Source organism: Pseudomonas sp. B14-6 (assembly GCF_013260315.1).
In the GTDB taxonomy this organism is placed as follows: Bacteria; Pseudomonadota; Gammaproteobacteria; order Pseudomonadales; family Pseudomonadaceae; genus Aquipseudomonas; species Aquipseudomonas mandelii.
The window spans coordinates 3524528-3548605 of the sequence record NZ_CP053929.1 but is presented as its reverse complement, the minus strand read 5'-3'; the positions used below and the strand labels follow the sequence as shown (position 1 = coordinate 3548605).

Genomic DNA, 24078 nt, shown 5'->3' with positions numbered 1-24078 from the left:
CGATGTTTTGCCGTAAAGCGAAGTGAGCCATACTGCGCGCTGGTTTTGGGGGGGCGTTATGAAGTGCATTAAAAAGCGTGGGATTGCGGTGGTGGGCGTCGCGATGGCGTTGTGGCTGGGGGCGCAAACTGCTTCGGCGGCGATGGCGGCTCCGTTGAGCCAGGTGAAAGTGATCAAGGTCCAATCGCCGGGCTGTGGTCTTGAAAACATTGTCGAGAAACAGGAGCAGACGAGCTGCGACCACAGTGGTCCGGACATCAAGGTCTACGTTCTGGAAGTTGGATATGGCAGCCTTAGTCCGCACGTCGCGCTGGATGGTTTTAACGTAGACGGCACCCGGACGGCGGTGTGTGCCTATCAAACCGGCAACCTGAAGGAGTGCGCATCCGGAGAAACAACCGTCGGCTATCTGTACATCTTCGATCTGAAGGGCAAGCAGGACGGCATCTTCACCTTCAGCAACACGTCCATCAACGCGCCCCGCAACACGATGTCGACACAGCTTTACATCAAGTAACGGCTGCGTTCGAACAAGGGTCAGGAAAGCTGACTACGCTTTAAAGATCATTCTGTGGACCGCGCCCATGACCTTTAGAGCTTTGATTACCCTCGCCGAGGGCATCGACGACCTGCAAACCGTCACCCTGATCGATGTACTGCGCCGCGCCAAGGTTGAAGTGGTGGCGGCGAGCATCGAGGGGCGACGCATGATCACTTGTGCCCGCGGTACCCGCCTGACCGCCGATGCAATGCTGGTGGACTTGCTGGCCCAGCCGTTCGACCTTCTCGTATTGCCTGGAGGCGAGGTGGGCTCCCAGCACCTCGCCGCGCATCAACCCCTGCAACAGTTGATCAAGGACCAGGCCGCCGCCGGGCGCCTGTTCGCCGGCATTGGTGAGTCCCCGGCGCTGGCGTTGCAAGCCTTTGGCGTCTTGCGTCAGCGGCGCATGACCTGCCTGCCATCGGCCAGCCATCGATTGTCGGGCTGCAATTTTGTCGACCAGCCCGTGGTGGTCGACGGCAACTGCATCACTGCCCAGGGATCGGGGGCGGCGCTGCCGTTTGCGCTGGCGCTGGTGGAGCAACTGTGCGGTAAAGCTGCTCGGGCTGCGGTGGCGGTTGAGTTGGTGGTCTGACTGTTCGTGGTTTCAAGTTGCGCGAACCTTTTAGTAACAGCCAAACGAACACTTCGCCCGCTCCAATACTGGTCTTTCCGCGCCCATCAGTTTCCTTGAACACTCTCGCCACCCCGAAGTCGTACCCCTTATGACGGCGGTTTGCCAAAACGCCGCTTATTACGACTTACCGTGAGGTGTTTATGAGTGCGACCACCCCCGAGGCGGCGCAGCCGTCCTTCGTTCGTCACCCGTTACGCCTGACCCTCAACGGTCAGGAGCGTCAACTGGAGGTCTTGCCCTGGACCACGCTTTTGGACCTGCTGCGCGAGCAATTGGACCTGATCGGCACCAAAAAAGGTTGCGATCATGGCCAGTGTGGCGCCTGCACGGTGTTGCTCAACGGCAAGCGGGTGAACGCCTGCCTGACGCTGGCGGTGATGTGCGACGGCGCAGAGCTGGTCACCATTGAAGGGCTGGCAAACGGCGATGAGTTGCACCCCATGCAGCAAGCCTTCATCAAGCACGATGCCTTTCAGTGCGGCTATTGCACGCCGGGGCAGATCTGTTCGGCGGTCGGTCTGGCGAATGAAGGGCGGGCGCATACCCGCGCGGACATTCAGGAGCTGATGAGCGGAAACCTCTGCCGTTGCGGTGCCTACAACAATATTCGCGATGCCATCGAAGAGGTACTTCCCTCCTGCCGCCAGCCTGGGCAAGGAGGTGGTCAATGAATCCTTTCCACTACAGCAAACCCGATTCGGTGCAGGACGCCGTGCACCTCGCCAGTCCGGCGTCGCGCTTCATCGCCGGCGGTACGAATCTGCTGGATTTGATGAAAGAGAACCTCACTCGCCCCGAACATTTGATTGATATCACCGGTTTGCCACTACGCGAGGTCAAGGAAACGGCCAGCGGCGGCGTGATGATTGGCGCCTTGGTCAGCAATGCCGATCTGGCCTGGCACCCGCTGATTGAGCAGCGTTACCCGCTGTTATCCCAGGCGATCCTGGCAGGTGCTTCGCCGCAATTGCGCAACATGGCCAGCACCGGCGGCAATCTTCTGCAACGCACTCGCTGCTATTACTTCTACGACGCCAGCGTGCCGTGCAATAAGCGGGAGCCCGGCAGTGGTTGCCCTGCACGGGACGGTCTCAACCGGATTCACGCGATCCTCGGCGCCAGTACGCATTGCGTCGCCACCCATCCTTCCGACATGTGTGTGGCGTTGGCGGCGTTGGAGGCAATCGTCCACGTCCAGGGGCGCGACGGTGCCAGAACCATTGCGTTTGCCGACTTCCACCGATTGCCGGGCGATACCCCTGAGCGCGATAACCAACTGGCCGACGATGAACTCATTATCGCGGTCGAGTTGCCCGCCGCCGGTTTTGCCGAGTACAGCCATTATTTGAAGATTCGCGATCGCGCCTCTTACGCCTTCGCCCTGGTGTCGGTCGCCGCAGCGCTGGACCTGTCCGGGCCGGCCATTCGCGAAGCGCGTTTGGTCCTCGGTGGCGTGGCGCATAAACCGTGGCGTGACAATGCCGTCGAGCAATGGCTGGTGGGTAAGGTGGCCAACCATGAAACCTTCGGCGCCACTGCCGACATGCTCCTGCAAAAGGCCGAACCGCTCGAACATAACGCCTTTAAGGTCAAACTGGCGCGAGAGGCAATTGTTCGCGCCTTGAGCGATGCCGCGCGAGGAGGGCAAGCCCGATGAACACATTTACCTTACCCATGGGCCAGCCACTGGACCGGGTCGACGGTCCTCTCAAAGTTACCGGCCAGGCCCGCTACGCCGGTGAGTTTCCTGAGGAAGGCCTGCTCCACGGCAGCGTTGTCTCAAGTTCTATCGCCTGCGGTCGCGTGCTCAGCATTGACGCCTCGGAGGCGCTGGCATTGCCCGGTGTTGTCGCGGTGATCGATCACCTCCAGCGTCCGACAATCGCCAGTTATGACAAGGATTACGAAGACGCCGACTCGGCTGAGGGATCGCCGTTTCGTCCGTTGTACAACGATAAGGTCCTGTACAGCGGCCAGCCGCTGGCGCTCGTCGTTGCGGATAACCTTGAGTTGGCGCGTTATGCCGGTTCGCTGGTAAAGATTGAATACGACACCGAGTCTCATCAGACCGATCTGTTGAGCCTGCAAGGCGAAGCCAAACCGGCACCCGCCAAGCTGCCTGAACCTCGTGGGAACTTCCAGGCCGAATTTGCCGGTGCCGCCCTGAGTCTGGATCTGAACTACAGCACGCCGATCGAACACCACAACCCGATGGAACCGCACGCCAGCACAGTGCTTTATCAGGCCGATGGCAGTCTGCATATCCATGACAAGACTCAGGGTCCGCAGAACTGTCAGTCATACGTGCAAAAGGTGTTCGGGCTTGAGAAAGAGCAGGTCAGAATTTTCGCCGCGTATGTCGGCGGTGCGTTTGGCTCGGGCCTGCGTCCGCAGTACCAGTTGGCGCTGGCCGTGATGGCCGCGCTGCACCTCAAGCGTTCGGTGCGAGTGACATTGACTCGGCAGCAGATGTTCACCTTCGGCTACCGTCCGCGCACTTTGCAACGTTTGCAATTGGGCGCTGCGGCCAATGGACGCTTGTTGGCGGTGGCTCATACCGCCATCGGCCAGACCTCGCGTTTCGAGGATTTCACCGAGCACGTGGTGGAGTGGAGCGGCATGCTCTATCACTGCGACAACGTGCAGTTGACCAACAAACTTGTGCCACTGGACGTGTTCACGCCCCTCGACATGCGAGCGCCAGGCGCGGCGCTGGGGTTGATTGGCCTTGAATGTGCGATGGACGAACTGGCCTGTGCGTTGGCCATCGATCCGGTGCAGCTGCGGTTGATCAATTATTCCGAGCGCAATCAGAACGAAGACAAACCGTACTCCAGCAAAGCCTTGCGCGAATGTTACGCCCAAGGTGCCAAACGCTTTGGCTGGGATCAGCGCGATCCCGAACCGCGCAGCATGCGTCAGGGTCGACAGTTAGTGGGCTGGGGCATGGCCGGCGGTGTCTGGGAAGCGATGCAGCAGAAGGCCAGCGCCAAGGCTTCGCTTGATCACAACGGCAAGCTGACCGTCAGTAGCGCCACCACCGATATCGGCACGGGCACCTACACGGTCATGACGCAAATTGCCGCGCAGGCGTCAGGCGTTTCGGTAGAGGATGTCACTTTTGTCCTTGGCGACTCTTCATTGCCAACCGCGCCATTGCAGGGCGGATCGTTCACGGTGTCGTCGGTCGGCACGGCCGTTCAGCAGGCTTGCGAAGCCTTAAAGGAAAAACTGCTCGCCGTTGCGCGGCAAACCTCACCCGCGTTCAGTGGTGTGACCTCGGAACAAGCGGCTTTTGAAGACGGATATCTGTCATTTGGCGATGCGCGGGTAAAACTGGCCGACCTGGCCCGGGACTGTGGCGAAGACACCCTCGAGGTTCAGGTTGATGCCGAGCCTGACAAGAAGCGTGAAGCCTACGCCACCGCCACCCATTCAGCGGTGTTCGTCGAAGTGCTGGTGGATGAGGACTTGGGCACGGTGAAGGTGAACCGGGTGGTCAGCGCGATTGCGGCGGGTCGAGTGGTCAATCCGAAAATGGCCCGCAGCCAGATTCTCGGTGGCGTGGTGTGGGGCATCGGCATGGCCTTGCACGAGGAGACGCAGACCGACCATGCGCTGGGTCGTCACATGAATCACAGCCTGGCCGAATACCACATTCCGGTAAACGCTGATATCGGCGACATTGACGTGCTGTTTGTCGAAGAACACGACGAGATCGTCAATGCCTTGGGTTCCAAGGGCGTGGGCGAGATCGGCATCGTCGGCGTGGCGGCAGCGGTGGCCAATGCGATCTATCACGCGACTGGCAAACGGGTGAGGGATTTCCCCATCACCCTGGACAAACTGCTCTAGGCCTTGGCTTCTTCGATTGGCACATGCATACGGTCGCGGTTGGCCAGGGTCGGGAACAATTTGATCCACGCCCCGGTCACCACCAGCGTGCCGATACCGCCCATGACCACCGCCGGCACGGTGCCGAACCAATGGGCGGTGAGGCCGGATTCGAACTCGCCCAACTGGTTCGAAGCACCGATGAACAAACCGTTCACGGCGCTGACCCGGCCGCGCATTTCGTCCGGGGTTTCCAGTTGCACGAAGGAGGCGCGGATCACCATGCTGATCATGTCTGCTGCGCCCAACACCACCAGCACGGCCAGGGAAAACCAGAACGAAGTAGAGAGGCCGAACGCGATGGTCGCGACGCCGAACACACCGACGGCCGTGAACATCACCCGCCCGACTTTGCGCTCCACGGCAAATCGCGCCAGGTACAGCGACATCAGCAGCGCACCGACGGCCGGGGCTGAGCGCAACAGACCCAGGCCCCAGGGGCCAGTCAACAAGATGTCTTTGGCGAACACCGGCAGCAGTGCCGTTGCCCCGCCGAGCAATACCGCAAACAGGTCCAGGGAAATCGCCCCGAGAATGTCCGGCCGACTGCGAATGAAGCGGATGCCTGCGAGCAATGAGTCCAGCGTCGCCTTGCCCTTGTTCAGCGGTGTTTGCCGGGCGGGCAGGTTGAGCATCAGCAAGCAGGCAATGAGGTAGAGGATCACGGTCGGGCCATATACCCAGACGCTGCCGAAGGCATAGAGCAAACCGCCAAGGGCCGGGGCGACGATGGTGGCTGATTGTTGAGCCGACTGCGCGGCGGCGACGGCGCGGGGGAACAGCGCGCTGGGCACGATGCTCGGCAGCAGGGCCTGGGTGGTCGGCATCTCGAAGGAGCGTGCGGCGCCGAGCAGGAAGGCGAGGATGAAGATCATCTCGCGGGTGACATGGTCGGTTGCGCTGCCGATGGCCAGGGAGAGGGCAATCATCGCTTGCAGAGATTGGCAGATCGCCGCGACCTTGCGCCGGTCATAGCGGTCCGCAACGTGCCCGGTGTGCAGCATGAACAAAACCCGTGGAGCAAATTCCACCAGCCCTACCAAGCCCAGGTCGAGCACATTGCCGGTCAGTTGATACAGATTCCAGCCGATGGCCACGGTGAGCATCTGAAAACCGCTGGCGGTAAACACCCGAGCCAGCCAGAACGCGATAAAAGGGCGGTGATGGCGTAACAGCAAGGGCGCTTGGCTGGGCATCTGAGGGCAGGTCTTGAGCGAGGTGAGGGTCGAGATTATCACCAAGCTGTAACCAGAAGTTGCAGGCTGGGAAAATTTAGTTAGCTAGACACCGATCTCCAAAAACACCGACATTCCCCTTTGGGAGCGAGCCTGCTCGTGATGATGGAGTATCAGTCGACACCTCTGCTGCCTGACACACTGCTTCGCGAGCCGGCTCGCTCTCACCGGTAATGTGTTTCAGTTCATGAGTAGAGCTATGAGGCAACCTGTCACGCGGCAAAAGACCACACCGTCCATCGTCAAAAATGGGACTACTCTTTTAACCATTGCTTGATCCAGATCAAGACCCTTGTGGAAATGATCCGGTGGCCAGATGGCCAGACTCCCTACGTTGTGACGTTTGTAAAAAAAGAACGAATTCTAATTCGCCACACTCCATATCCGTGGGGGCAGTGGGTGCAGGCCGCAAGCCTTCAGCCGGTATTACCTGACAGAGGAAGACTTATGTTCGGTTTGGAGGCGCTTGATCTCGCCCGAATTCAGTTTGCGTTCACCATCTCGTTCCACATCCTGTTCCCGGCTATCACCATTGGCCTGGCGAGTTACCTGGCGGTACTCGAAGGTTTGTGGCTGAAGACGAACAACGACACTTACCGCGATCTGTACCATTTCTGGTCGAAGATCTTTGCCGTCAACTTCGGCATGGGGGTGGTGTCCGGGTTGGTTATGGCATATCAGTTCGGCACCAACTGGAGCCGCTTCTCGGATTTCGCCGGTTCCGTGACCGGGCCGTTGCTGACGTACGAAGTCCTCACAGCGTTCTTCCTTGAGGCCGGTTTCCTCGGCGTCATGCTGTTCGGCTGGAACAAGGTCGGGCGCAATCTGCACTTCTTCGCCACGGTCATGGTTGCCATCGGCACGCTGATATCGACCTTCTGGATTCTCGCCTCCAACAGTTGGATGCAGACCCCGCAAGGATTCGAAATCATTAATGGCCAGGTCATTCCAACCGACTGGTTCGCCGTGATCTTCAACCCCTCATTCCCCTACCGCCTGATGCACATGGCGACGGCCGCGTTCGTCGCGACTGCCTTCTTCGTCGGCTCTTCCGCGGCCTGGCATTTGCTGCGCGGCAAGGACAACCCGGCGATCCGCACCATGCTCTCGATGGCCATGTGGATGGCATTGATCGTGGCGCCGATTCAGGCGGTCATCGGTGACTTTCACGGGCTCAACACGCTTAAGCACCAGCCGGCGAAAATCGCTGCGATCGAAGGTCACTGGGAAAATCACGGCGATGAGCCGACCCCGCTGATCCTGTTCGGCTGGCCTGACATGAAAGAAGAACGGACCAAATACGCGGTAGAGATTCCCTACCTGGGCAGCCTGATCCTGACCCATTCCCTGGACAAGCAAGTGCCGGCGCTCAAGGACTTCCCGCCTGAAGACCGGCCGAATTCCACCATTGTGTTCTGGTCGTTCCGGATCATGGTGGGTCTGGGCATGCTGATGATCTTCACCGGATTGTGGAGCCTGTGGCTGCGCAAGAGTGACAAGTTGTACACCTCGCGTCCGTTCCTATATCTGGCGTTGTGGATGGGCCCATCCGGCCTGATCGCGATCCTCGCGGGCTGGTTCACCACTGAAATCGGTCGTCAGCCGTGGGTGGTCTATGGGCTGATGCGCACGGCGGACGCGTCCTCCAATCACAGCTTCCTGCAGATGAGCATCACGCTGGTCCTGTTCGTGGTGGTGTATTTCGCGCTGTTCGGTGCCGGTCTGGGCTACATGATGCGCCTGGTGCGCAAAGGGCCGAAGATCGACGAAGGCAAGGAAACGCCCGAAGGTGGTCCAGGCAAGAAGCGCACGCCGGCTCGTCCGCTGTCCGCCGCCGACGATTCCGCCGACGACGACCACGATCCCAGCCTGACCAAGGAGATTTGAGTCATGGGTATTGATCTTCCGCTGATCTGGGCCGTGATCATCATCTTCGGCATCATGATGTACGTGGTCATGGACGGCTTCGACCTGGGGATCGGGATTCTCTTCCCGTTCATCCCGGGCAAGACCGACCGTGACGTGATGATGAACACCGTCGCCCCGGTCTGGGACGGCAACGAAACCTGGCTGGTACTGGGTGGCGCGGCGTTGTTCGGCGCGTTCCCGCTGGCCTATTCGGTGGTGCTCTCGGCGCTGTACCTGCCGCTGATTTTCATGCTGATCGGGCTGATTTTCCGGGGCGTTGCGTTTGAGTTCCGCTTCAAGGCCAAGGACGACAAGCGTCATCTGTGGGACAAGGCGTTTATCGGTGGTTCGATTGCTGCAACCTTCTTCCAGGGGGTGGCCCTGGGGGCATTCATCGATGGGTTGCCGGTGGTCAATCGCCAGTTTGCCGGTGGTTCACTGGACTGGCTGACACCGTTCACCCTGTTCTGCGGCCTCGCGCTGGTGGTGGCTTATGCGCTGCTGGGTTGCACCTGGCTCATCATGAAGACCGAAGGCAAGTTGCAGCAGCAGATGCATGATCTGGCGCGGCCGTTGGCGTTCGTGGTGTTGGCGGTGATCGGTATCGTCAGTATCTGGACCCCGTTGGCCCATGCCGAGATCGCGGCCCGCTGGTTTACCCTGCCGAACCTGTTCTGGTTCCTGCCGGTACCGATCCTGGTGCTGGTGACTATGTACGGTCTGATCCGCGCCGTGGCCCGCAATGCGAACTACACGCCATTCCTGCTGACGTTGGTGCTGATCTTCCTCGGCTACAGCGGTCTGGGCATCAGCCTGTGGCCCAACATCGTACCGCCTTCGATCTCGATCTGGGACGCTGCTGCACCGCCGCAAAGCCAGGGCTTCATGCTGGTCGGTACGCTGTTCATCATCCCGTTCATCCTGGGTTACACCTTCTGGAGCTACTACGTGTTCCGCGGCAAGGTGACCCACGAAGACGGTTATCACTAGCGCACACGACAATGGCGCAGGGCTTGAACCTGCGCCGTTTCAGAGGAGGTCAAGATGATGGCTGGCAAACATTCCCTGGAGGAAATCAAGGCGGCAGAGAAAAAACCGCTTTGGCAGCGGCTCGGTTGGTTGGCCTTGATTTGGGTCGGTAGCGTGGGGGCCCTGTTTATCGTGGCCAGCCTGATGCGCATGTTCATGAACGCCGCAGGTCTGTCCACGCACTGAAACACCCGACATTCCCATCCCCGTTGCCTTGCGGCACGGATTCAAACCCTCCTGTCACGGAGGGTTTTTTTTTACCTGCGATTATTTGCGGGCTTTGAGAATGACGAATTTCGGCGTGGCCGCCACTTGCTCGACGCCACGGAACAGCCGCGCGAGCTTGCTGTGGTAACCCAGGTGACGGTTGCCGACGATGTACAGCGCACCGCCGGTTACCAGAGCTTCGCGCGCTTGCTGGAACATCCGCCAGGCGAGAAAGTCGCCTACGACTTGTTGCTGGTGAAACGGTGGATTGCACAGCACCACGTCCAGCGATTGCGGTTCTTGTCCGGCCAGGCCATCGTCGGCGCGGACGATCACGTCACGATCGCCCAGTGCTGCGCGCCAGTTTTCGGCGGCCGATTGCACCGCCATGAATGACTCGTCCACCAGCGTGTAATGGGCCTCAGGGTTTTGCAGAGCGCTGGCGATTGCCAGTACGCCGTTACCACAACCGAGATCGGCAACGCGGGCTGTCCCGAGGTTCTGTGGCAAGTGTGGAAGAAATGCGCGAGTGCCGATGTCCAGCCCTTCGCGGCAGAACACGTTGGCGTGGTTCAGCAGTTCGATCGCCGGTGTGTCGAGTTGATAGCGTGAAGGGTAGGGCGACACGGCTGGGCTTTTGGCTTCAGGCGTTGCGATCAGCAGCCGGGCTTTTTTCACCGCCAACGAGGCTTGCACCGGGCCGATGTAACGCTCCAGCAGATCACCGGCGGCACGGGGCAGATGCTTGACCATCGCTGCTGCAATCACCTGAGCACCCGGGGCCAGTTGGCTTTGCAGGCGAATCAGTTGCTCTTCCAGCAAGGCCAGGGTTTTCGGCACCCGGATCAACACGCGGTCAAACGGCCCCGAAAAGGCTTCGTTGGCCGGTACGCTCGGCACGGCATCGAAGGCCAGGCCGTTGCGGATCAGATTCTTTTCCAGGCCCTGGAAGGCCAGAAACGAGTCGCCGCTGCTGGTCACCACAACGTGCCCCGCCAGGCTCGCGGCCAACGCGCCGAAGCTATCGTTGAGCACCAGCACTCGGGTGTCCGCGGCCGGTTGCTGCTCGGCCAGATAATTGAGCATGTACTCGTCTGCGGCATCGAAAGCTTGCAGTGGTTCGTTCTGCTGTTCTGGCTGACGGATCAGATCGAGTTGGGCGAAGGGCGTTTCGAGCAGGGGCATGAGGCGGGGCTCTGGGTAGTCAACGGGTGTGGTGTCCCGCTGCCTGAAGCGTTGTAGCGGGCGGGACTGTCCGAGTGGACTGCGACGTAATGGTGCATTCGTCAACACTCTGGAGGAGCCGCAAATGGTACGTTTTTTTCTTTTGGATTGCCCGCAGGTTTTTCCTCCTGGTTATTAGGGGTGTACTGCTCAGATCAAGCACGCCCTGGTGGCTGCGACCACTGCCGCAAGCTTGTTGTTGACGCCCAGTTTCATTATTACTCGGTGAATATGAAAATTTGTGGTGCGTTCAGTGATGCACAGGATGATGCCTATCTCGTAGGCGGTTTTGCCATCGGCTGACAGTTTCAATATCTCGATCTCGCGTGCCGATAAATGCGGTTTGCAGTAATCCTTCACGCGATCAGGCAATTTTTTAGCGACGAGCCCATGCAGGTGGTTGCTGATGAACATCGTGTAGCCCAGTTTTTCATACCATTCATAGGGGGTGATGGGGCAGTCGCTTCTTGCCAGGCTGAGCATGCTGCGCAGCCCGTTGTCGCCATGGAGCGATTGCGACCAGCCATACTGCAAACCGAGTTGTTTCTGTGCTTGCCACAGCGTTGGTGTCTTCGAATAAACCTTCTCTTCCCATAAAATGGGCATTGTTGAATGATTGCAATGAGCTACTACTGGGTCTATTTCTCTGAAGTGATTTTGTTCATATTCCGCGTTCCAGCCACTTGGGTAGTTGTTGAAATTCACTCTATCGAAGTGTGGGCCTCGCAAGTGAGAAGTGATTGAAAATGCACAAAAATTAAAGCCAAGGCTTTTGACGAAATCCAGTGATATCTCATAGGCATCTCCAACGTCTCTCGCTTCAGATATCTGTCTTAAACGTGATTCCTTCCACATTTCCATTGGCGTAACTCCATACGGGGTATCTGGGGGGTGCACATTGGATCCGAAATCCGGCACCTCACGAGTGTAGGAGTATTCCTACGAAGAGGCTGCAATTTTTTTGCTCTTGAAAAGGTTGAAAAGTAAATAACTGGTTCTTAGTCAGGATTAACAAACGTTATATGTTGTACCTAATGCTTCTATTGAATTTTGTGTTGTACCCTTTGGTTAGTGTGACAGGAGGGGCACTTACAATCGCATCAGTAACCCCAGGACATGGGTGGCTCGTCTAAAGCCACTACAAATCACCGGTGTTTACATCACTCGCTTTGCGGGACACTGGGGCATCTGTTGAATGGAGCACCCCATGACCGCCAGCGCAGAAAAATTCACTCGCCAGACCCTGACCGACGTTCAGCCGTTGACCCCCAACCTGTTCACGTTGCGGGCCACCCGAGACCCCGGTTTTCGTTTTCGGGCGGGGCAATTTGCCCGGTTGGGCGTTACCCGGACCGATGGCAGCACGGTATGGCGCGCCTATTCAATGGTCTCCTCGCCCCATGACGAATTTCTCGAGTTCTTTTCCATCGTGGTGCCAGGCGGGGAGTTCACCAGCGAACTGAGTCGGCTGGAGGTCGGCGATACGCTGTTGGTGGACCGTCAGGCCTTCGGCTACCTGACGCTGGATCGTTTCGTCGACGGTCGTGATCTCTGGTTGCTATCCACTGGCACCGGCGTGGCGCCATTTTTGTCGATCCTGCAGGACTTTGAGGTGTGGGAGAAATTCGAGCGGATCATCCTGGTGTACAGCGTAAGGGAAGCCCGCGAGCTGGCTTATCAGGCGCTGATCGCGGGGCTGGCGCTGCGCGACTATCTGGCCGAATACGCGCACAAGTTGCAGTTCATCGCGACCGTCACGCGCGAGGAGCACCCCGGCGCCCTTAACGGGCGAATCACGACGCTGATAGACAACGGAGAACTGGAGCGGGTGGCGGGGGTGGCGCTGACGCCCGAGCACTCGCGGGTCATGCTCTGCGGCAACCCCCAGATGATCGATGACACACGCAAGCTGCTCAAGCAGCGGGACATGCACTTGAGCCTCAGTCGACGACCCGGCCAAGTGGCGGTGGAGAACTTCTGGTAAAAAAAACGGCGCCCCGAAGGCGCCGTTCTTTTGCACGCAACCAGCCTTCAGGGCTGATTGTTCTGGGCCTTGAGCAGGTCACGGATCTCGCTCAACAGCTCTTCTTCCTTGGTTGGAACCGGCGGCAGGGTGGGCGCAACGGCCTCCTCGCGTTTCAGACGGTTGATGGCTTTGACGCCCATAAAGATCGCGAAGGCGACGATGATGAAGTCGATCAGGCTCTGGATGAACTTGCCGTAGGCCAGCACCACCGCCGGGATATCGCCGTTGGCTGCCTTGAGGGTAACCGCCAGGTCACTGAAGTCCACCCCACCGATCAGCAGGCCGATTGGCGGCATCACCACGTCGCCGACAAACGATGAAACGATCTTGCCGAACGCGGCGCCGATGATGATACCGACGGCCATGTCGACCACATTACCTTTGACCGCGAAGGCCTTGAACTCACTTATCACGCCCATAGGTTATTTCCTTGTTACAGATGAGGTTGGTGAACGCAGTGTAAATCAGCAAATCCTGTCCTGCTCGAAACGCCTTCTTACAATGCCCATGTTTATCGACACATTTGCAGGCATTTAGTTTGCAAAGTGCCAGCAATCGCGCGCGAACTACGCGCTAACTGGCTGATTAGCCACACAATTCTCTGAATCATCGCATTACGTTCTTTCTATTTATGTTCTGCGCTCCGGGCCACTAGCCTCTGGGCAGCGCACTTGGAGTGCGCCTTGAAAACAGAGGAACCTGATATGACTTCGACCCTTGGCCTTGGGGCTTTCCCCCATCGGCGTACCCTTGGCGTATTAACCGCCAGCCTGCTGACCTTCTCCGTCCACGCTGCCCCCCTGACCCGCGATAACGGTGCTGCCGTCGGCGACAACCAGAACTCGCAAACCGCCGGTGCCAATGGCCCGGTGCTGCTACAGGACGTGCAACTGATCCAGAAGCTCCAACGCTTTGATCGCGAGCGCATTCCCGAGCGCGTCGTGCATGCCCGCGGCACCGGTGCCCACGGCACCTTTACCGTGACGGACGACCTGAGTGACCTGACCAAGGCCAAGGTATTCGCTGGCGGTCAAAGCACGCCGGTGTTTGTGCGTTTCTCGGCGGTCGTCCACGGCAACCATTCGCCAGAAACCCTTCGTGATCCCCGTGGCTTTGCCACCAAGTTCTATACGGCGGACGGCAACTGGGACCTGGTCGGCAACAATTTTCCGACCTTTTTCATTCGTGATGCCATCAAATTCCCGGACATGGTCCACGCCTTCAAGCCGGACCCACGTACCAACCTGGACGATGATGCCCGCCGCTTCGATTTCTTTTCCCATGTTCCAGAGGCCACTCGCACGCTGACGGAGTTGTATTCCAATTCCGGTACACCCGCCAGTTATCGGGAAATGGACGGTAACGGTGTTCATGCTTACAAGTTAGTTAATGCCAAGGGTGAAGTTCACTACGTGAAGTTTCACTGGAAAAGTCTGCAGGGGATTAATAATCTCGATCCAAAAGCAGTAACCAAAGTTCAAGGTCAAGATTACAGTCATATGACCAATGACTTGGTGTCTCATATTAACAAGGGCAACTTTCCAAAATGGGACTTGTACGTCCAGGTGTTAAATCCTAAAGACTTGTACAAGTTTGATTTCGATCCATTGGACGCAACCAAAATCTGGCCCGGAGTTCCTGAACGAAAAGTTGGACAAATGGTGTTGAACCGAAATCCGGCAAATGTCTTCCAGGAAACAGAACAAGTTGCCATGGCACCGGCCAATCTTGTTCCAGGCATCGAACCTTCCGAAGATCGCTTATTACAAGGACGGGTGTTCTCTTATGCCGATACTCAACTGTATCGCCTGGGCGCCAATGCACTGCAATTGCCAATCAATGCACCCAAGGTCGCCGTGAACAACGGTAATCAGGATGGCGCGATGAACATCGGCCATAGCAGCAGCGGCGTGAATTATCAGCCGAGCCGTTTACTGCCTCGTGACGAGCCGCAAACCGCACGTTACAGCCAGTCGGCCCTGTCGGGCAGCACGCAGCAGGCGAAGATCCAGCGTGAGCAGAACTTCAAGCAGGCCGGCGATCTGTATCGCTCGTTCAGCAAGAAAGAACGCAAGGACCTGATCGAGAGCTTCGGCGGCTCACTGGCCACCACCGATGACGAGAGCAAGCACATCATCCTGTCCTTCCTTTATAAGGCTGACCCGGAATACGGGAGCGGCGTGACCAAGGTGGCCAAGGGTGATCTGGGCCGGGTCAAGGCACTGGCGGCCAAGCTGGCGGACTGATCGCGTTTGCCTGAAAAAGCGGGGCCTCTGACGAGGTCCCGTCAGACCAAGGAGATTGCCATGCGTTTTTGCCTATCGCTGTTTCTGTCGTGCGTGTGTTTCAGCGTATTCGGCGCGCCGGCCGAAGATCCCGTAGCGCTGAAGGTTCAACTGAAAAATTACTACTTCGACGCCGCCCGCCGTGGCGACGTGCCGATGCTCGATACCTTCATAGAGGCCGGTTACGCCCTCGATACCCGCGACAGCAAGGGTTACACCGCGCTGATTCTTGCGGCCTATCATGGCCAGACAGCCGCCGTGGACCGTTTGCTCGCGGCCGGGGCCGACGCCTGCGCGCAGGATCAGCGCGGCAACACCGCCCTGATGGGCGCCATTTTCAAGGGCGAAATCCAGATCGCCAAAACCCTGTTGGCCGCCCATTGCAGCCCCGACCAACGTAACGGCGCTGGCCAGACGGCCGCGATGTACGCGGGACTGTTCAAGCGAGTCGAATTGCTGGATGAGCTCAAGGCCAAGGGCGCCGACCTGAATGCCGAAGATCCGTTGGGCAACAGCGCCGCGCGTCTGGCCAACGGTGAAATCCGCACAGCGGTGCCGCGCTGATCCGCGTCAGCTGAGCTATCATCGCGGTTTTTGCCGGGAGTTCAGATGGCCAAGGCCAAGCGCATGTACGGCTGCACCGAGTGCGGCTCAACCTTCCCCAAGTGGGCCGGCCAGTGCGGCGAGTGCGGGGCCTGGAACACGCTGACCGAAACCATGGTCGAGAGCGGCGGCGCCGCAGCACCCAGCGGTCGCACCGGTTGGACCGGCCAGCAGGCTCAGATCAAGACCCTGGCCGAAGTCAGCGTCGAAGAGATTCCGCGCTTCTCCACCGCGTCCAGTGAACTCGATCGGGTGTTGGGCGGTGGCCTGGTGGATGGTTCGGTGGTGCTGATCGGCGGTGATCCGGGCATCGGCAAGTCGACCATTCTCCTGCAAACCTTGTGCAACCTCGCCAAAGTCATGCCGGCGCTGTACGTCACCGGTGAAGAATCCCAGCAGCAGGTGGCCATGCGCGCCCGACGTCTGGGCCTGCCGCAGGATCAGCTGCGGGTGATGACCGAAACCTGCATCGAAACCATCATTGCCACCGCCCGGGTCGAAAAGCCCAAGGTCATGGTGATCGACTCCATTCAGACCATCTTCACCGAACAACTGCAATCGGCACCGGGCGGCGTGTCGCAGGTGAGGGAAAGTGCCGCGTTGCTGGTGCGGTATGCCAAGCAGAGCGGCACGGCGATTTTCCTGGTCGGCCACGTGACAAAAGAAGGCGCCTTGGCCGGGCCGCGCGTGCTGGAGCACATGGTCGATACGGTGCTGTATTTCGAAGGCGAATCCGATGGACGGCTGCGTCTGTTGCGCGCGGTGAAAAACCGTTTCGGCGCTGTCAACGAGTTGGGCGTTTTCGGCATGACCGACAAGGGCCTGAAAGAAGTCTCCAACCCGTCAGCGATTTTTCTCACTCGTGCGCAGGAAGAAGTGCCGGGCAGCGTGGTCATGGCGACGTGGGAAGGAACGCGGCCGATGCTGGTGGAAGTCCAGGCGCTGGTGGATGACAGCCATTTGGCGAACCCGCGCCGGGTCACGCTGGGGCTGGATCAGAATCGTCTGGCGATGTTGCTGGCGGTACTGCATCGTCACGGCGGAATTCCGACCCACGATCAGGACGTCTTCCTCAACGTGGTCGGTGGGGTGAAGGTGCTGGAAACGGCGTCCGACCTGGCGCTGATGGCGGCGGTCATGTCCAGTTTGCGCAACCGCCCGCTGCCCCATGATTTGCTGGTGTTCGGTGAAGTCGGGCTGTCAGGCGAAGTGCGCCCGGTGCCGAGTGGCCAGGAACGCTTGAAGGAAGCCGCCAAGCACGGCTTCAAACGCGCCATCGTGCCCAAGGGCAATGCGCCCAAGGAAGCGCCGCCGGGGTTGCAGATTATTGCCGTGACCCGTCTGGAGCAGGCCCTCGACGCATTGTTCGAGTAGTCGCAGGCAGCACACAATCCTGTGGGAGCGAGCCTGCTCGCGATAGCGATCTGACATTCAACATTTATGTCGACTGGCATTCCGCTTTCGCGAGCAAGCTCGCTTCACATTGGATCAGTGTTGAGCCTTCAGACTTCTATGAGCGCGCCCAATTCGCGCTCCAGTTCCTTGGGATCCCCCAGGTTGAACTCGATCAACCGCCGCAGGCGTTCAATCGATTCCAGGCTGATGTGTTTGCAGACGAACCCGAGTTGACCATGATCATCGTGGGTCAACATCACATCCATCTTGATCTCGACGTCTTCGTTAAGATGAATATCGACCAGGAAATGCTTGTCCGGATTACCCAGCCACGGCTCGGGCTTCTCGATCAGCAACCCCTTGAGTGACAGGTCGATCAGCTTCACCGGCCAGGTTAATTCCCCTTGGCTCAGCTCTGTTCTGGCATCGAACGCAATACGTTTGAAGCGGCGGCGATCGGCGGCGAGCTCACTCATGGCGCAATCCTCTTGATGTTCGCTGACTATAGACCGCCACGGTCAAAGCCTGCCAGTGAGGACAGTCCTCTAGACCAATGTCGGGGTATGGCCTTTGCCGTCAGGCGAGCTAAACTCGGGGTGGCTGTCTTTCTTGTCCACCCTGGCTGGAATCATAAAATGAAAAATAATAATAGCCTGCTACGCCATCTACCCTGGCTGCTGCTGGCAATCGTGGGAGCGTGCGCCCTTGGTGTCGTGGCATTGCGTCGAGGCGAGGCGATCAACGCCTTGTGGATTGTGGTCGCAGCCGTGGCCATTTATCTGGTTGCCTACCGTTACTACAGTCTGTTCATCGCCAACAATGTGATGCAACTCGACCCGCGACGGGCCACCCCCGCCGTGCTCAACAATGATGGTCTGGACTACGTCCCCACCAACAAACACATTCTTTTTGGTCACCACTTCGCCGCCATCGCTGGCGCGGGGCCGCTGGTCGGTCCGGTATTGGCTGCACAGATGGGCTATTTGCCCGGTACGCTGTGGCTGATTGCCGGCGTGGTGCTGGCCGGTGCGGTTCAGGACTTCATGGTCCTGTTCATGTCCACTCGCCGCAACGGCCGTTCCCTGGGCGACATGGTCCGTGAAGAAATGGGCCGCATCCCCGGGACCATTGCGCTGTTCGGCTGCTTCCTGATCATGATCATCATCCTCGCGGTGCTGGCATTGATCGTCGTGAAAGCTCTGGCCGAAAGTCCTTGGGGCATATTCACGGTGATGGCGACCATCCCGATCGCGATGTTCATGGGCATCTACATGCGCTACATCCGCCCGGGCCGCATCGGCGAAATCTCCGTGGTCGGGGTGCTGTTGCTGCTGGGCTCGATCTGGCTCGGTGGGCAGATTGCCGCCGATCCGGTCTGGGCCAAAGCCTTTACCTTCACTGGCGTACAGATTACGTGGATGCTGGTCGGTTACGGTTTTGTAGCCGCCTCGCTGCCGGTCTGGCTGATTCTGGCGCCGCGCGACTACCTCTCGACCTTCCTGAAAATCGGCACCATCGTGGCCTTGGCGATCGGCATCCTGATCACCATGCCTGAGCTGAAGATGCCGGCGCTGACCCAGTTCATCGACGGTACTGGCCCTGTGTGGAAGGGCGGTCTGTTTCCGTTCCTGTTTATTACCATCGCCTGTGGCGCGGTCTCGGGTTTCCACGCGCTGATCTCCTCCGGCACCACGCCGAAATTGCTGGATAACGAAGTCAACGCCCGTTACATCGGTTACGGCGGCATGCTGATGGAATCCTTCGTCGCCATCATGGCGATGGTGGCGGCTTCGGTGATCGAGCCAGGTGTGTATTTCGCCATGAACAGCCCGGCGGCAGTCGTCGGCAGCGATGTGGTGGCCGTGGCCCAAACTGTCAGCAGCTGGGGCTTTGCAATCACCCCGGAAGCGCTGCAAGCGGTGGCCAAGGACATCGGTGAAACCACGATCCTGGCCCGTGCCGGCGGTGCGCCGACCCTGGCGGTCGGTATCGCGCAGATCCTGCACAGTGTCCTGCCGGGTGAAAACACCATGGCGTTCTGGTACCACTTCGCAATTCTGTTTGAAGCGCTGTTCATCCTGACGGCCGTTGATGCCGGCACCCGTGCCGGGCGTTTCATGCTGCAGGACTTGCTCGGTTCCTTCGTGCCGGCGCTGAAACGCACCGAGTCCTGGACCGCCAACCTGATCGCGACCGCTGGTTGTGTGGCGATGTGGGGCTGGTTGTTGTACCAGGGCGTCATCGATCCACTGGGCGGCATCAACACCTTGTGGCCGTTGTTCGGTATCTCCAACCAGATGCTGGCCGGTATCGCGCTGATGCTCGGCACCGTTGTGCTGATCAAAATGAAACGCCAACGTTACGTCTGGGTCACCATGCTGCCAGCGGTGTGGCTGCTGATCTGCACCACCACCGCCGGTTTCATCAAGCTGTTCGACGCCAACCCGGCGATCGGCTTCCTGTCGCTGGCGAAAAAATACAGCGATGCGCTGGCCAACGGTCAGATCCTCGCCCCGGCCAAGGACATCACTCAGATGCAGCACGTGATCTTCAACGCTTACACCAACGCAACGCTGACGGCGCTGTTCCTGTTCGTGGTCTTCAGCATCCTGTTCTATGCGCTCAAGGTCGGTATCTCCGCCTGGGGCAGCAAAGGACGCACGGATAAAGAAGCACCGTTCCAGGCGGTGCCGGATGCGTAATCGAGGATTGCACCATGTTCAATGACCTGAGTCGCCTCGGTAAATACCTCGGTCAGGCCGCGCGCCTGATGGTCGGCATGCCCGACTACGACAACTACGTCGAGCATATGCAAACCAAACACCCGGACAAACCGATGATGAGCTACGAGATGTTCTTCCGGGAACGCCAAGAGGCTCGTTACGGTGGCAAGGGTGGGCCGAAGTGCTGTTGACCCGGTTGTCGGGTTAACAGCAATCCTTGTGGGAGCTAGCCTGCTAGCGATGGCGGCTGAACATTCAACATCACTGTTGATTGACAGTCCGCCATCGCTGGCAGGCTAGCTCCCACATTTGTTTTGTGTTGCTTTTTAATTTTGTGAAACAGGAGATTCCAGTTGTCCTCTCCCATCCCGGTAACCATCCTCAGCGGCTTCCTCGGCGCCGGTAAAACCACGCTGCTGCGCCACCTGCTCAAAGCCGAGCACGGCCTGAAAATCGCGGTGATCGAGAACGAATTCAGTGACGCCGGTATCGACACCCAGCTGTTGGGCGATGAACCGGTGCAAGTGATGACGCTGTCCAACGGCTGCGTCTGCTGCACCATCCACACCGACCTGACCAAGGCCTTGTACCTGCTGCTCGAACGCCTGGACAGCGGCGAAATCGCCTTTGACCGTCTGGTGATCGAATGCACCGGCCTGGCCGACCCGGCGCCAGTGGCGCAAACCTTTTTCATCGATGAAGAGCTGCGCGAGCGTTACATCCTCGACGGCATCATCACCCTGGTAGACGCGGCGCACGCCGACACTCACCTGACGCAAACCATCGCCCAGGCGCAAATCGGTTTTGCCGACCGCTTGCTGGTGAGCAAGCGCGATCTGGTGGACGAAGCGACGTTTACCGCGTTGAGCGAGCGCCTGACCCGCATCAACCGTCGCGCGCCGATTCGAGTGGTCGAACACGGCAAGATCGACCTGGCCGAATTGCTCGACGTGCGCGGTTTCAACCTGAATGCCGACCTCGGCGGCGTCAGCCTGCGTCCGGTGACCAAGGCACCCTCCATCGACCGGATCTCCAGCCTGGTGCTGCGCACCGACAAGCCGCTGGATATCGACAAGCTCAGCGAGTTCATGAACGAGCTGCTGGAAGACCATGGCAAGCAATTGCTGCGCTACAAAGGTGTATTGAGCATTGTGGGCGAGCCGCGGCGCATGGTGTTTCAGGGCGTGTTGAAGCTTTACGGATTCGACTGGGACACGGATTGGGCAGAGGACGAGGCGCGCGAAAGCGTGATCGTGTTCATTGCCGATGATTTGCCGGAAGAGAAAATCCGTGAGGGGTTTGCGCGGGTAGCGGCGGATTGAAAGAGTGTGTTCATCGGTGATGACGCCTTCGCGGGCAAGCCTCGTTCCTACAGGTTCTGCGTAGCCCTTGTAGGCGCGAGGCTTGCCCGTGAAGGCGATCTAACCGGCAACACGATTTTTGCCAGGGATGGGTACCGGATCTAGCAACATCTGTTCAAGAATATCGAGGTGGCGGTTTAGCAAAGCCTCGGCAGTCACCGCATCCCCACGCTCCAGCGCATTGATAATGTCCTCATGCCACGCGCAAGGGGCCTCCATCTGCGCATCAAACTGCGCAATCGCCAATGAAGTCAGCGGCACCAGGCTGCCAAGAAAATGCGCCAATGGTGCATTTCCCGCCATTTCCGCCAACAGCAAATGAAACTCTCCAGACAACCGGATCGCCGGGCCGCGCTCTGTACAGTGGCGTTCGCGTTCAAGCAGGGCATGCAGGCGGTTCAAGGGTTGCGCACGAGGTTGTCGGCAGGCCAGCCGCACCAAGGTGGTCTCGGTCAGTCGTCGGGCATGCAGCGTCTGCCGAGTCTGTTCTGCATCGAGCGTGGCAACGCGGGGCCGATGGTTCGCCCGAAGGACGATGATTTGCTGATGAGACAGACGCGTCAGCACGCCACGAATGTCACTGCGTCGAACGCTGAACATCCGCGCCAGGCTTTCTTCGGTAAAGCGGCTGGACGCATTGAGGCGCTGTTCGAGAATGGCGTCGAAGATCCGCGAATAGAGATCTTCCGCCCGCGGTGGAAGGGGCAGGGCAGTGAGTGTTTGCGGTGACGCGAAGCTGTTCATGGCCTGTCTCCGGTTCGAAGAAGTTTTAACTGCCGAAGTTGTCGTCTGGAATATTCAGTTCAATGCCCATCCGCTGGCCTTCCCGAAGGATGTGCCGACGCATCTCGGCACTGGCCTGGGCGCTGTTTTTGCTGCGAATCGCGCGCACCACGGCTTCGTTCTCCTCAAGGCGCTCAGCCAGATGCTCGGGGGAGTTGCGCAGCACCTCGGCGCTTTGCTTGAGGGCATTGCTGGTCTGCTGCACCACGCTCTGGAAAATCGGGTTCGAGGTCAGCGTGAACAGTTCTTCGTGGAATGCGATGTAGGCGTTCACCCCGGCCTCGCTGTCGTTGGCCTCCAGCGCTTCGCGCATGTCCATCAAGGTCAGGCGCAGTTGCCCGACCTCCTTGCTGCTGATCGACTGCGCGACCAGGCCGACGATGAACGGCTCGAGGGTGTAGCGCAGTTGCAAGACATCTTCCAGGCTGGCGCCGGCGACCGCGCTGTCGTGGCTTTGGCTGTCGCTGAGATGGGCGTCCAGCACCACCACGCCTTTGCCGGGCATCGAGCGCACCAGGCCAAGGGTTTCCAGCACGATCACCGCTTCACGCAGGCTCGGGCGGCTGATGCCCAGTTGTTCGGCCAGCTCACGCTGCCCAGGCAGCATTTCGCCGGAGCGCCACTGACCACGGGCCAAAGCGGCCCGGAGTTTTTCTACGACTGAGTTCACAACGGTCGACGAGGTAATCACTGTTCGCTCCATGAGCATCCAAAACGGTTGTTGACCGTGCCTGCCCGAAGACAGGCACGGCGTTTATTCAGAATTCCTGCTGATGTGCCGGGGCGACGGGTTTTCTCGGCTGGAAGGTATACCCCACCTGGCCGGAAAGCACTTTGTTCGCCCGTTGAATATCGATGTCCTTCTCCCAGCGGGCGATGGCCACGGTGGCGACGCAGTTGCCGATCAGGTTGGTCAGCGCCCGGCCGATGCCCATGAACCAGTCCACCGCCAGCACCAATACCAGGCCGACCACCGGAATCGCCGGGATCGCCGTGAGTGTCGCTGCCAGAATCACCAGCGCCGAACCGGGAATCCCGTGGGCCCCTTTTGAGGTAATCAGCGAGACCAGCAGAATCGTCAGCAAGTCGGTCATGGCCAGCGGCGTGCCGGTGGCGTTGGCGATGAAGACGATGGCGAGGGTCAGGTAGATCGAGAACCCGTCGAGGTTGAACGAGTAACCCGTCGGAATCACCAACCCCACCGTCGAACTGCCGATGCCCAGGTGCTCAAGCTTGCGCATGATTTGTGGCAGCACGGCGTCGGACGAAGCGGTGCCCATGACGATCAGCAGTTCTTCGCGCAGGTACTTGAGCAACGGCCACATCTTCAGGCCCGAAAGGCGCATCACCAGGCCGAGAATCAATGTCACAAACGCCACGCAGGTCAGGTAAAACAGGCCGACCAGGCTGCCCAGGTGTTGCAGGGAATCCAGGCCATATTTGCTGGTGGTGAAGGCGATGGCGCCGAACACGCCGATCGGCGCCAGGCGCACGATCATGCCCATGATGCGGAAGATCACGTGGCTCAGCTCATTGATCAGCCGGGAAATACCCGACGCTGCTTCGCCCACCAGGTTCAGCGCACTGCCGAACAGCACTGAAAACAGCAGGACTTGCAGGATGTTGTTCTCCGCGAAGGCGCCGATGACCGAGGTGGGGATCAGGTTCATCAAGAACTGGGAGGTGGTTTGCATGTGCTGGCCGCGCTGGGCGATGTCGCCCATGTCGGCAGCGGAAAGCTGATCCAGATGAATGTTCGCGCCGCTGCCGATGCCGGTGGTGAATGCGAACACCAGACCAATCACCAGGGCGATGGTGGTCAGGATTTCGAAGTAGATCACCGATTTCAGGCCGATGCGTCCGACCTTCTTCAAGTCGCCGGCACCGCTGATACCGCTGACCACTACGCAAAACACAATCAGGCCGATGAGCATCTTGATCAGTTTGATGAAGCCATCGCCGAGCGGTTTGAGCTGGGCGGAGTATTCAGGAAGGGTCAGCCCGCAGACGATGCCGAGCACCAGTCCGAGAACCACTTGGAGGAAGATTGAACGCGAGCACCATCTGAGCATGGGAGGAATCCTGGTCGGTGTCCTGGCTGCCGTGCGCTTGAGTGGGCGCATCAGATTCAGGACTTAATTATTTTGGTCTTACCGGTATGTCCAGTGCAGGCGCAGTCTAGGCGCTGTTTTTGGGTGATCGCAAGCGGAAATTGCATAATTGGCAT

General features: G+C 59.0%; 23 protein-coding genes. 15 read left to right on the top strand and 8 right to left on the bottom strand.

The window, feature by feature from the left end; genetic code table 11:
• Positions 1–58: 58 nt before the first annotated feature.
• The 5 genes from HP062_RS16235 (at position 59) to HP062_RS16215 (ending at position 5033) form a co-directional block, all read left to right on the top strand.
• Complete coding sequence (locus tag HP062_RS16235) at positions 59–517, top strand: DUF4879 domain-containing protein (protein WP_172791673.1); 459 nt, start codon at positions 59–61, stop codon at positions 515–517.
• Positions 518–584: 67 nt separating this feature from the next.
• On the top strand, positions 585–1136 hold the full coding sequence (locus HP062_RS16230; RefSeq protein WP_077749415.1) for a DJ-1 family glyoxalase III: 552 nt from the start codon (positions 585–587) through the stop codon (positions 1134–1136).
• Positions 1137–1318: 182 nt separating this feature from the next.
• Positions 1319–1849, top strand: a complete 531-nt coding sequence (locus HP062_RS16225) for a (2Fe-2S)-binding protein (RefSeq protein ID WP_172791672.1) — start codon at positions 1319–1321, stop codon at positions 1847–1849.
• Complete coding sequence (locus HP062_RS16220) at positions 1846–2835, top strand: xanthine dehydrogenase family protein subunit M (RefSeq protein ID WP_172791671.1); 990 nt, start codon at positions 1846–1848, stop codon at positions 2833–2835. Before HP062_RS16225 ends, HP062_RS16220 begins: the two co-directional genes overlap by 4 nt.
• Positions 2832–5033 (top strand): xanthine dehydrogenase family protein molybdopterin-binding subunit, encoded by a 2202-nt coding sequence (locus tag HP062_RS16215; protein ID WP_172791670.1) that lies wholly within the window; start codon positions 2832–2834, stop codon positions 5031–5033. The genes HP062_RS16220 and HP062_RS16215 overlap by 4 nt, the downstream gene beginning before the upstream one ends.
• On the opposite strand, the gene HP062_RS16210 is transcribed toward HP062_RS16215, so the two are convergent.
• Complete coding sequence (locus tag HP062_RS16210; protein WP_077749411.1) at positions 5030–6268, bottom strand: MFS transporter; 1239 nt, start codon at positions 6266–6268, stop codon at positions 5030–5032. The genes HP062_RS16215 and HP062_RS16210 overlap by 4 nt on opposite strands.
• A gap of 486 nt (positions 6269–6754) precedes the next feature.
• Between HP062_RS16210 and HP062_RS16205 the strand changes: the two genes are divergently transcribed.
• From HP062_RS16205 to HP062_RS16195, 3 genes are read left to right on the top strand one after another with little or no spacing between them, the layout of a single operon-like run.
• Positions 6755–8194, top strand: coding sequence for a cytochrome ubiquinol oxidase subunit I (locus HP062_RS16205; protein WP_102599721.1), 1440 nt, complete (start codon positions 6755–6757; stop codon positions 8192–8194).
• Positions 8195–8197: 3 nt separating this feature from the next.
• Positions 8198–9205, top strand: coding sequence for a cytochrome d ubiquinol oxidase subunit II (gene cydB / locus HP062_RS16200; RefSeq protein ID WP_083375711.1), 1008 nt, complete (start codon positions 8198–8200; stop codon positions 9203–9205).
• A gap of 57 nt (positions 9206–9262) precedes the next feature.
• Entirely contained in the window at positions 9263–9430 is a 168-nt protein-coding gene (locus HP062_RS16195; protein WP_010467474.1) for a DUF2474 domain-containing protein, read from the top strand.
• An 81-nt stretch (positions 9431–9511) separates the two neighbouring features.
• On the opposite strand, the gene HP062_RS16190 is transcribed toward HP062_RS16195, so the two are convergent.
• A complete protein-coding gene (locus tag HP062_RS16190) occupies positions 9512–10636 on the bottom strand; it encodes a class I SAM-dependent methyltransferase (protein ID WP_172791669.1) in 1125 nt (374 codons plus the stop codon).
• A 189-nt stretch (positions 10637–10825) separates the two neighbouring features.
• Complete coding sequence (locus HP062_RS16185) at positions 10826–11536, bottom strand: autoinducer binding domain-containing protein (RefSeq protein WP_077749409.1); 711 nt, start codon at positions 11534–11536, stop codon at positions 10826–10828.
• A gap of 346 nt (positions 11537–11882) precedes the next feature.
• Here HP062_RS16185 and HP062_RS16180 point away from each other — a divergent pair, with 346 nt between their 5' ends.
• Positions 11883–12659: a ferredoxin--NADP reductase gene (locus HP062_RS16180; RefSeq protein ID WP_172791668.1), complete on the top strand. Its 777-nt coding sequence runs from the start codon at positions 11883–11885 to the stop codon at positions 12657–12659.
• Between the two features lie 47 nt (positions 12660–12706).
• Here the strand turns inward: HP062_RS16180 and mscL are convergent, their stop codons facing one another.
• Positions 12707–13120, bottom strand: coding sequence for a large-conductance mechanosensitive channel protein MscL (gene mscL, locus HP062_RS16175; RefSeq protein ID WP_010467482.1), 414 nt, complete (start codon positions 13118–13120; stop codon positions 12707–12709).
• A 285-nt stretch (positions 13121–13405) separates the two neighbouring features.
• Between mscL and katB the strand changes: the two genes are divergently transcribed.
• Genes katB through radA form a run of 3 tightly spaced genes read left to right on the top strand, consistent with a single transcriptional unit; the run spans position 13406 to position 16963 of the window.
• Positions 13406–14947, top strand: a complete 1542-nt coding sequence (katB, locus tag HP062_RS16170) for a catalase KatB (protein WP_172791667.1) — start codon at positions 13406–13408, stop codon at positions 14945–14947.
• Positions 14948–15007: 60 nt separating this feature from the next.
• On the top strand, positions 15008–15550 hold the full coding sequence (locus tag HP062_RS16165) for an ankyrin repeat domain-containing protein (protein ID WP_154913053.1): 543 nt from the start codon (positions 15008–15010) through the stop codon (positions 15548–15550).
• A 45-nt stretch (positions 15551–15595) separates the two neighbouring features.
• Positions 15596–16963: a DNA repair protein RadA gene (gene radA / locus HP062_RS16160; RefSeq protein ID WP_010467488.1), complete on the top strand. Its 1368-nt coding sequence runs from the start codon at positions 15596–15598 to the stop codon at positions 16961–16963.
• Positions 16964–17091: 128 nt separating this feature from the next.
• Here the strand turns inward: radA and HP062_RS16155 are convergent, their stop codons facing one another.
• Complete coding sequence (locus tag HP062_RS16155) at positions 17092–17460, bottom strand: PilZ domain-containing protein (RefSeq protein ID WP_172791666.1); 369 nt, start codon at positions 17458–17460, stop codon at positions 17092–17094.
• Between the two features lie 159 nt (positions 17461–17619).
• Here HP062_RS16155 and HP062_RS16150 point away from each other — a divergent pair, with 159 nt between their 5' ends.
• The 3 genes from HP062_RS16150 to yjiA all read left to right on the top strand — a co-directional run bounded on the left by HP062_RS16150 (position 17620) and on the right by yjiA (position 21029).
• Complete coding sequence (locus HP062_RS16150; protein ID WP_154501788.1) at positions 17620–19686, top strand: carbon starvation CstA family protein; 2067 nt, start codon at positions 17620–17622, stop codon at positions 19684–19686.
• A gap of 14 nt (positions 19687–19700) precedes the next feature.
• Entirely contained in the window at positions 19701–19898 is a 198-nt protein-coding gene (locus HP062_RS16145; protein WP_010467494.1) for a YbdD/YjiX family protein, read from the top strand.
• 162 nt (positions 19899–20060) lie between these two features.
• A complete protein-coding gene (yjiA, locus tag HP062_RS16140) occupies positions 20061–21029 on the top strand; it encodes a GTPase (RefSeq protein ID WP_083375716.1) in 969 nt (322 codons plus the stop codon).
• Positions 21030–21128: 99 nt separating this feature from the next.
• Here the strand turns inward: yjiA and HP062_RS16135 are convergent, their stop codons facing one another.
• From HP062_RS16135 to HP062_RS16125, 3 genes are all read right to left on the bottom strand, one after another.
• Positions 21129–21812 carry a GntR family transcriptional regulator gene (locus tag HP062_RS16135; RefSeq protein WP_083375717.1) on the bottom strand — a complete coding sequence of 228 codons (684 nt, stop codon included), beginning with the start codon at positions 21810–21812 and terminating at the stop codon, positions 21129–21131.
• 25 nt (positions 21813–21837) lie between these two features.
• Positions 21838–22542 carry a FadR/GntR family transcriptional regulator gene (locus HP062_RS16130; RefSeq protein ID WP_010467500.1) on the bottom strand — a complete coding sequence of 235 codons (705 nt, stop codon included), beginning with the start codon at positions 22540–22542 and terminating at the stop codon, positions 21838–21840.
• A gap of 67 nt (positions 22543–22609) precedes the next feature.
• Positions 22610–23923 (bottom strand): C4-dicarboxylate transporter DctA, encoded by a 1314-nt coding sequence (locus HP062_RS16125; protein ID WP_010467502.1) that lies wholly within the window; start codon positions 23921–23923, stop codon positions 22610–22612.
• Positions 23924–24078 lie beyond the last annotated feature (155 nt).

Excerpts from the sequence above, each read along its gene's own strand:
- HP062_RS16235 (WP_172791673.1), top strand. The coding sequence starts at position 59 with ATGAAGTGCATTAAAAAGCGTGGGATTGCGGTGGTGGGCGTCGCGATG.
- HP062_RS16230 (WP_077749415.1), top strand. The coding sequence starts at position 585 with ATGACCTTTAGAGCTTTGATTACCCTCGCCGAGGGCATCGACGACCTG.
- HP062_RS16225 (WP_172791672.1), top strand. The coding sequence starts at position 1,319 with ATGAGTGCGACCACCCCCGAGGCGGCGCAGCCGTCCTTCGTTCGTCAC.
- HP062_RS16220 (WP_172791671.1), top strand. The coding sequence starts at position 1,846 with ATGAATCCTTTCCACTACAGCAAACCCGATTCGGTGCAGGACGCCGTG.
- HP062_RS16215 (WP_172791670.1), top strand. The coding sequence starts at position 2,832 with ATGAACACATTTACCTTACCCATGGGCCAGCCACTGGACCGGGTCGAC.
- HP062_RS16210 (WP_077749411.1), bottom strand. The coding sequence starts at position 6,268 with ATGCCCAGCCAAGCGCCCTTGCTGTTACGCCATCACCGCCCTTTTATC.
- HP062_RS16205 (WP_102599721.1), top strand. The coding sequence starts at position 6,755 with ATGTTCGGTTTGGAGGCGCTTGATCTCGCCCGAATTCAGTTTGCGTTC.
- cydB (WP_083375711.1), top strand. The coding sequence starts at position 8,198 with ATGGGTATTGATCTTCCGCTGATCTGGGCCGTGATCATCATCTTCGGC.
- HP062_RS16195 (WP_010467474.1), top strand. The coding sequence starts at position 9,263 with ATGGCTGGCAAACATTCCCTGGAGGAAATCAAGGCGGCAGAGAAAAAA.
- HP062_RS16190 (WP_172791669.1), bottom strand. The coding sequence starts at position 10,636 with ATGCCCCTGCTCGAAACGCCCTTCGCCCAACTCGATCTGATCCGTCAG.
- HP062_RS16185 (WP_077749409.1), bottom strand. The coding sequence starts at position 11,536 with ATGGAAATGTGGAAGGAATCACGTTTAAGACAGATATCTGAAGCGAGA.
- HP062_RS16180 (WP_172791668.1), top strand. The coding sequence starts at position 11,883 with ATGACCGCCAGCGCAGAAAAATTCACTCGCCAGACCCTGACCGACGTT.
- mscL (WP_010467482.1), bottom strand. The coding sequence starts at position 13,120 with ATGGGCGTGATAAGTGAGTTCAAGGCCTTCGCGGTCAAAGGTAATGTG.
- katB (WP_172791667.1), top strand. The coding sequence starts at position 13,406 with ATGACTTCGACCCTTGGCCTTGGGGCTTTCCCCCATCGGCGTACCCTT.
- HP062_RS16165 (WP_154913053.1), top strand. The coding sequence starts at position 15,008 with ATGCGTTTTTGCCTATCGCTGTTTCTGTCGTGCGTGTGTTTCAGCGTA.
- radA (WP_010467488.1), top strand. The coding sequence starts at position 15,596 with ATGGCCAAGGCCAAGCGCATGTACGGCTGCACCGAGTGCGGCTCAACC.
- HP062_RS16155 (WP_172791666.1), bottom strand. The coding sequence starts at position 17,460 with ATGAGTGAGCTCGCCGCCGATCGCCGCCGCTTCAAACGTATTGCGTTC.
- HP062_RS16150 (WP_154501788.1), top strand. The coding sequence starts at position 17,620 with ATGAAAAATAATAATAGCCTGCTACGCCATCTACCCTGGCTGCTGCTG.
- HP062_RS16145 (WP_010467494.1), top strand. The coding sequence starts at position 19,701 with ATGTTCAATGACCTGAGTCGCCTCGGTAAATACCTCGGTCAGGCCGCG.
- HP062_RS16135 (WP_083375717.1), bottom strand. The coding sequence starts at position 21,812 with ATGAACAGCTTCGCGTCACCGCAAACACTCACTGCCCTGCCCCTTCCA.
- HP062_RS16125 (WP_010467502.1), bottom strand. The coding sequence starts at position 23,923 with ATGCTCAGATGGTGCTCGCGTTCAATCTTCCTCCAAGTGGTTCTCGGA.